At 73.1% G+C, this 7,309-nt stretch carries 5 protein-coding genes and 1 rRNA gene; 1 reads left to right on the top strand and 5 read right to left on the bottom strand.

Annotation, left to right across the window (positions count from 1 at the left end; translation table 11 throughout):
• Positions 1–96: 96 nt before the first annotated feature.
• The 3 genes from ACZ3ZE_RS32890 to ACZ3ZE_RS32900 form a co-directional block, all read right to left on the bottom strand.
• Positions 97–1,131 (bottom strand): FecCD family ABC transporter permease, encoded by a 1,035-nt coding sequence (locus ACZ3ZE_RS32890; RefSeq protein ID WP_361170203.1) that lies wholly within the window; start codon positions 1,129–1,131, stop codon positions 97–99.
• Positions 1,128–2,087 (bottom strand): FecCD family ABC transporter permease, encoded by a 960-nt coding sequence (locus ACZ3ZE_RS32895; RefSeq protein ID WP_467261694.1) that lies wholly within the window; start codon positions 2,085–2,087, stop codon positions 1,128–1,130. The genes ACZ3ZE_RS32890 and ACZ3ZE_RS32895 overlap by 4 nt, the downstream gene beginning before the upstream one ends.
• Before the next feature lie 202 nt (positions 2,088–2,289).
• Positions 2,290–3,348 (bottom strand): HAD-IIA family hydrolase, encoded by a 1,059-nt coding sequence (locus ACZ3ZE_RS32900; RefSeq protein WP_363292768.1) that lies wholly within the window; start codon positions 3,346–3,348, stop codon positions 2,290–2,292.
• Between the two features lie 85 nt (positions 3,349–3,433).
• Here ACZ3ZE_RS32900 and ACZ3ZE_RS32905 point away from each other — a divergent pair, with 85 nt between their 5' ends.
• Positions 3,434–4,720: a DUF1015 domain-containing protein gene (locus ACZ3ZE_RS32905; RefSeq protein ID WP_361623117.1), complete on the top strand. Its 1,287-nt coding sequence runs from the start codon at positions 3,434–3,436 to the stop codon at positions 4,718–4,720.
• A gap of 61 nt (positions 4,721–4,781) precedes the next feature.
• On the opposite strand, the gene ACZ3ZE_RS32910 is transcribed toward ACZ3ZE_RS32905, so the two are convergent.
• Together ACZ3ZE_RS32910 and rrf are read right to left on the bottom strand one after the other, a co-directional pair.
• Entirely contained in the window at positions 4,782–5,675 is an 894-nt protein-coding gene (locus ACZ3ZE_RS32910; RefSeq protein ID WP_467261696.1) for a tetratricopeptide repeat protein, read from the bottom strand.
• Positions 5,676–7,217: 1,542 nt separating this feature from the next.
• Positions 7,218–7,309: ribosomal RNA gene (gene rrf, locus ACZ3ZE_RS32915) — 5S ribosomal RNA — on the bottom strand; the annotation flags it as partial.

Here is a 7,309-nt window from a genome sequence, read left to right on the forward strand (position 1 = left end):
TGGTGTTCCGCTTGGCCGTGTCCGGCCGGGGGGTGTCCGGCTGAAGGCCGCCGGCAGCGCCACCGCCGTCCCGCTGAGGGGATTCCTGCCGAAGGGTCATATCCGTCCCGCCTTGCGCTCGCTGACCAGCAGCCAGAGCAGGTAGCAGCCGCCGAGGACGCCGGTGACGACACCGACCGGCAGCTGCCGCTCGCCGAAGGCGTGCGTGGCGGCCCAGTCGGCGACGAGCAGCAGCGCGGTGCCCATGAGCGCGGAGGCGGCGAGGTTGGGGCCCGGCGAGCGGGTGAGCCGGCGGGCCAGCTGGGGCGCGCTGAGGGAGACGAAGACGATCGGCCCCGCGGCGGCGGTGGCGACGGCGACGAGGAGCACGGCCGAGCCCAGGAGCACGATCCGGGTCCGCTCGACCTTCACCCCGAGGGCGTACGCGGCGTCGTCGCCCATCTCCAGCATGCGCAGCGCCCGCCCGTGGCCGAGGACGACCGGCAGCAGCAGGCAGCTGACGCCGAACAGCGGCCAGAACTGGGCCCAGTCCCGGCCGTCGAGCGAGCCGGTCATCCAGACGATGGCCCGGGTGGCGTCGACGAGCTGCGCCTTGGTGATGAGGTAGTGGATGACGGCGGTGAGCATGGCGGCGGCGCCGATGCCGATGAGCACCAGCCGGTAGCCGTTCACGCCGCGCTTCCAGGCGAGCAGGTAGATCACGACGCCGGTGACGAGTCCGCCGACGATCGCGCCGCCCGCCGCGGCGGCGGCACTGCCCTGGAAGAGCACGATGACGGTGAGCGCGCCGACGCTGGCGCCCTGGCCGAAGCCGATGACGTCGGGGCTGCCGAGCGGGTTGCGGGAGACGGACTGGAAGACCGCGCCGCCGATGCCGAGCGCGGCGCCGACGAAGACGGCGACCAGGATCCGCGGCAGCCGCAGGTCCATGACGGCGAACTCCTGAACGGGCGTGCCGTGTCCGAACAGGGTGGCGACCACGTCGCCGGGTGCGATGGGGAAGTCGCCGCTGCCGATGAGGACGACCCCCGCGGCGACGGACAGCACGAGCAGTCCGAGGACGGAGAGGAGCGCGCGCGGCTCGTAGCGTACGGAGAGACCGCCGCCGGTCCGCAGGGTCTTGGTGCTCACAGCGTGGCCATCCTCTTGCGGCGGACGAGACGGATGAAGACGGGCCCGCCGACGAGCGCGGTGACGATGCCGACCTGGAGTTCGGAGGGCCGGGCGACGACCCGGCCGATGATGTCGGAGCCGAGCAGGAGCACCGGCGACAGGACGGCGGCGTACGGGAGGATCCAGCGCATGTCCGGGCCGGTGATCGACCGCACGATGTACGGGACCATCAGGCCGAGGAAGACGATCGGTCCGCACGCGGCGGTCGCGGCCCCGCACATCAGCGTGACCGACACCATGGCGACGATCCGGGTGCGGTTGAGGTGGGCGCCGAGGGCGCGGGCGGTGTCGTCGCCCATCTCCATGGCGTTCAGGGGCCGGGCGATGAGCAGCGCGAGCACGGCGCCGACCAGGATGAACGGCGCCACCTGCCCGACGGTGTCCATGGTGGCGGAGGCGAGCGAGCCGACCGTCCAGAAGCGCAGCCGGTCCAGGGCGGCGGAGTTCAGCAGCTGTACGGCGTTGACGTACCCGTACAGCGCGGCGGTGGCCGCCGTCCCGGCGAGCGCGAGGCGTACGGGGGTGGCGCTGCGGCTGCCGCCGAGGACGTAGACGACGACGGAGACGACGGCGGCGCCGAGGAACGCGAACCAGACGTAGGTGTCGGCGTCGGTGACCCCGAGGAACGCGATCGCGGAGACGACGGCGGCGGCGGCGCCCGCGTTGACGCCGAGCAGTCCGGGCTCGGCGAGCGGGTTGCGGGTGAGCCCCTGCATGACGGCGCCGGACAGGCCCAGGGCCAGGCCGACGAGCAGCCCGAGGAGGGTGCGGGGCACGCGGACGTCATGGATGACGACGTCGTTGCGGATGCCGCTGTTCTGGAACAGCCCGTGCCACACATCGCCGAGCGGCACCGGCTTGGCACCGATCATGATGCTGAGGACACAGACCAGCAGCAGGACACCGACGGCCACGACCAGTCCGGCGGCACGCAGGGAGGTGCGGCGCGACGGTTTCTGGACAGGGCCCACCGGCTCCGCGCTCGCACGGGAGGGACTCTCGACCAACACGAGGTTAGGTTAGCCTACCCTCCCATCGGTGATCGATCCCCTGTACGCGGGGAGGCGCCTGCTGTACGCGGGGAGGCGCCGGCGGACCCCGCGACCGCCCCGCCCGTCACCCCAGCCCCAGCCGCCCCAGCGCCTTCCCGGCGTCGAGACCGCACGCCCCCGCGCCCGCGTCCGCCCAGGCCGCCGCGCACAGGGCCCGCGCCCCGTCCAGCGGGTCCAGCGTCTCCCCCGCGCCCTCCACCACGAGCGCGCCCCCGCTCACCGAGGCCGTCCACCCGCCGCACAGGAACGCCCCCTCGGCGCCGTCGGTCACCTCCGGGTGCGCCACGAGCAGCCCCCGCAGGTCGGCCGACAGATACGTCGGCCGGTGCTCCGGCACCGCCGCGAGGAGCCGCGCCAGGTCCGTGACACCGGTCAGGACGAGGAGCGAGTCCACACCCCCGTTGAACGCCCCCTCGATGTCCGTGTCGAGCCGGTCCCCGACCACCAGCGGCCGCTCGGCCCCGGTCCGCAGCACCGTCTCGCGGTGCATCGGCGGCAACGGCTTGCCCGCGACCTTCGGCTCGGCCCCGGTCGCGATCCGCACGACCTCCACCGCCGCGCCGTTCCCCGGCCCGATCCCCCGCGCGCCCGGAATCGTCAGGTCCGTGTTCGAGGCGAACCAGGGCAGCCCCCGCGCCACCGCGTAGCTCGCCTCCGCGAACCGCCCCCACGGCAGCTCGGGCCCGCCGTAGCCCTGCACCACCGCCGCCGGGTCGTCGTCCGCCGACTCCACCGGGACCAGGCCCCGCTCGCGCAGCGCCACCCGCAGCCCCTCGCCGCCGATCAGCAGCACCCGCGAACCGGGCGGCAGCTCGTCCGCGATCAGCCGGGCCACCGCCTGCGCCGAGGTGATCACGTCACCGGCCGCCGCCGGCACCCCGAGCTCGGTGAGGTGCTCCGCCACCGCCTGCGGCGTCCGCAGCGCGTTGTTGGTGACGTACGCGAGGTGCATCCCGCCCGCCCGGGCCGTCCCCAGCGCCTCGACGGCGTACGGGATCGCCTGCCCGCCGGCGTAGACGACGCCGTCCAGGTCGAGCAGCGCCGTGTCATACGCCTCGCTCAGCGCGACCGCACTGCCACTCGGCCGAATCCTGCTGTGCCGGCCCTGGCCGATTCCCGTCATGACCACGTACTCCTCACGTCAACGGGTGAAATTCCCTCACTCCCCCGATCATCGCTCATCGCTACCGGCCACATACGATGACGAGATGAACACTTCAGGTCACGCGGCCGATGACGTCCGCGCCCCAGGACTGCGCCTGGCCCCGTTCCGGGGCCTCCGGTACGTGCCCGCACGGGTCGGCAGCCTGGCAGCCGTGACCTCACCTCCGTACGACGTCGTCGTACGACCTGACGGACTCCACCACCTCGAGTCCGCCGACCCGCACAACATCGTGCGGCTGATCCTCCCCCAGGCCATCACCGCCGGCACCCGCCACCGCAAGGCCGCCGTCACCCTCGACCGCTGGCTCGCTGACGGCATCCTCGCCCCGGACCCCGACCCCGCGATCTACGTGTACGAGCAGCGCGGCGACGGCATCCTCCAGCGCGGCCTCATCGGCGCCCTTGAGCTGTCCGCGCCCGGCGAGGGCGTCGTCCTCCCCCACGAGGACGTCATGCCGCACGTCGTCGAGGACCGGGCCGCCCTCATGCGCACGACCGCCGCGAACCTGGATCCGCTGCTCCTGACGTACCGCGGCGACGGCGACGGGGCCGGCACGGTGATCGACCGTACCGTCGAGCGCGAGCCGCTGCTCTCCACCACCACCGAGGACGGCTTCCACCACCGCCTCTGGGCCGTCACCAACCCGGCCGACCTCGCCGCCGTCGCCGCCGAGCTGGGCCGCCACCAGGCCCTGATCGCCGACGGCCACCACCGCTGGGCCACGTATCTGCGCCTGCGCGAGGAGCACACCGTGCCCGGCCCGTGGAACTACGGCCTGGTCCTGCTCATCGACACGGCCCGCTATCCGCTGCGGGTCCGCGCGATCCACCGCCTCCTCAACCGCCTCCCGGTCGCCGACGCTCTGGCGGCCGTCGGCGACGCCTTCCGCGTGACGCGCGTCGACGGACCGCTCGCCGCGGCCCAGGAGGCCCTGGCGGCGGCCGCGGCCGAGGGCAACGCCTTCCTCCTCACCGGCGACGGGAGCTTCCACCTCCTCGACCGGCCCGACCCCGCGCTGCTGGCCCGCACGATCCGCGCGGACCGCCCCGACGCCTGGCGCACCCTGGACGCGACGGTCCTGCACTCCACCCTCCTGGACCACGTCTGGCACATCCCGGACGACCCCGAGGACATCGCCTACATCCACGACACGGAGGCCGCCGTCGCCCAGGCCGAGCGCCGCGGCGGTACGGCGGTCCTGATGCACCCGGTGAAGGAGGAGGTCGTCCGCGACCTCGCCCGCCAGGGCGTCACGATGCCCCGCAAGTCGACCTCCTTCGGCCCCAAGCCGGCGACGGGTCTGGTCCTGCGGAGCCTCGCCCTCGACTGACCCCGGACATGACGAAGGGCGCACCCCGCGTGGGGTGCGCCCTTCGTCATGCACTCAGCCGTCAGACGTCGTCGCGGCCCGCGCGCTCCTCGCGCCCTTCGCGGTCCTCACGGTCCGCGAAGTCGTCCTCGTCGTCCTCGACCTCGTCGGCGATGTCCTCGTCCTCGAAGACGTCGTCCTCGACCTCGGGCGCCTCGCCGACGACGTCCATGTCGTCGGCGTCGTCGATGTCGTCCGCGTCGTCGATGTCGTCCGCGTCGTCGATGTCGTCCGCGTCCTCGAACGCGTCGACGAACTCGACACCGTCCAGCTCGGCGAGCCGGTCGGAGGCGTCCGTGGAGCCGTCCTTGTCGGACTCCAGCGCCTTGGCGAACCACTCGCGCGCCTCACGCTCGCGGCCGGCCGCCAGCAGGGCGTCGGCGTACGCGTAGCGCAGCCGCGCGGTCCACGGGTGGTTGGCGTTGGACGCCAGCTCGGGGCTCTGCAGGGTCACGATGGCGGCGTCGAGCTGCCCCATGTCCCGGCGGGCACCGGCGGCCACGAGCCGCATCTCGACCTGCCCGGCCTTGTCCAGCTTCTGCACCTCGGGCTCGCCGGCCATCGCCAGCGCACGCTCGGGGCGGCCGAGGCCGCGCTCGCAGTCCGCCATGACGGGCCACAGCTCGACGCTGCCGGTCATCCGCCGCGCGGCCCGGAACTCGGCCAGCGCCTCGGAGTACTTCTGCGTCGCGTACGCCGCGAAGCCGGCGGCCTCACGGACGGCCGCGACACGGGACGCGAGCCGCAGCGCGATGCGCGAGTACTCGTACGCCTTCTCCGGCTCCTCGTCGATCAGCTGGGCGACCATGACGAGGTTGCGGGAGACCTCCTCGGCCAGCCCCTTGGGCAGGCTCATCAGCTCCTGGCGCACATCCGGGTCGATCTCGTCACCGGTGACCTCCGGCGGGATCGGCAGGCGCTTGACCGGCGCGCGGTCCGGACGGTCCCGGTCGTCCCGGCGCCCGAACCCACCACGGTCGTCACGGCGCGGGCCACGGTCGTCCCGACGGTCGTCGCGGCCACGGAACCCGCCGCCACCACGCCGGTCGTCCTCACGACGCGGCCCACGGGGCCGCTCGTCACGCCGGTCGTCCCGGCGGAACGAGGAGGGACGGTCATCACGGCGGTCGTCCCGCTGGTACGACGGACGCTCGTCACGACGGAACGAGGGCCGCTCGTCACGCCGCTCGTCGCGGCGGAAGCCGCCACCACGGTTGTCGTCACGGCGGTCGTCGCGCTGGTACGAGGAGGACGGACGCTCGTCACGACGGAAGCCACCGCCGCTGCCACCACGGTTGTCGTCACGCCGGTCGTCCCGACGGAACGAGGGCCGCTCGTCGCGACGGTCGTCACGGCGGAAGGACGGACGCTCGTCGCGGCCACGGTAGCCACCGCCACCGCCGCCACGGTTGTCATCCCGACGGTCATCACGCTGGTACGAGGACGAGGGACGCTCGTCACGACGGAAGCCGCCACCACGGTTGTCGTCACGGCGGTCGTCGCGCTGGTACGAGGAGGACGGACGCTCGTCACGACGGAAGCCGCCGCCACCGCCACCACGGTTGTCGTCACGCCGGTCGTCACGACGGAAGGGCGGACGCTCGTCGCGGCCACGGTAGCCACCGCCACCGCCGCCACGGTTGTCGTCACGGCGGTCGTCACGCTGGTACGAGGAGGAAGGACGGTCGTCGCGGCCGCGGTAGCCACCGCCGGTGCCGCCACCACGGTTGTCATCGCGACGGAAACCGCCGCCACCGCCGGTGCCGCCACGGTTGTCGTCACGGCGGAAGCCACCGCCGCTGCCACCACCACGGTTGTCATCGCGGCGGAAGGACGGGCGGTCGTCGCGGCCACGGTAGCCACCGCCACCGCCGCCACGGTTGTCATCCCGACGGTCGTCACGCTGGTACGAGGAGGAAGGACGGTCGTCGCGGCCACGGTAGCCACCGCCGGTGCCGCCACCACGGTTGTCATCGCGACGGAAACCGCCACCGCCGGCGCTGCCGCCACGGTTGTCGTCACGACGGAAGCCACCGCCGGTGCCGCCACCACGGTTGTCGTCACGACGGAAGCCACCGCCGGTGCCGCCACCACGGTTGTCGTCACGACGGAAACCGCCGCCACCGCCGCTGCCGCCACCACGGTTGTCGTCGCGACGGTCGTCACGGCGGAAGGGCGGGCGGTCGTCGCGGCCACGGTAGCCGCCACCGCCTCCGCCACGGTTGTCGTCACGGCGCGGCCCACGGAAGCCGCCCCGGTCGCCACCCTCACGGCTGCGCGGCTCGCGCTCCGGACGGTCGTCGGGAGAGTTGGGGGACATCGACGTGACTCCTGTCTTCGGGTACTGCAGTCATTCTCGCGCAGCCGGCATCCGGACGCGCTTCAGAAAAATCCAAGGAAAAACAAAAGGACCCCTGGCCCCAGCGTGAACGCTGAGACCAGGGGTCCCTGAAATATTGTTCGGCGGCGTCCTACTCTCCCACAGGGTCCCCCCTGCAGTACCATCGGCGCTGAAAGGCTTAGCTTCCGGGTTCGGAATGTAACCGGGCG

The sequence above is a fragment of the Streptomyces sp. NPDC023157 genome (assembly GCF_055560575.1).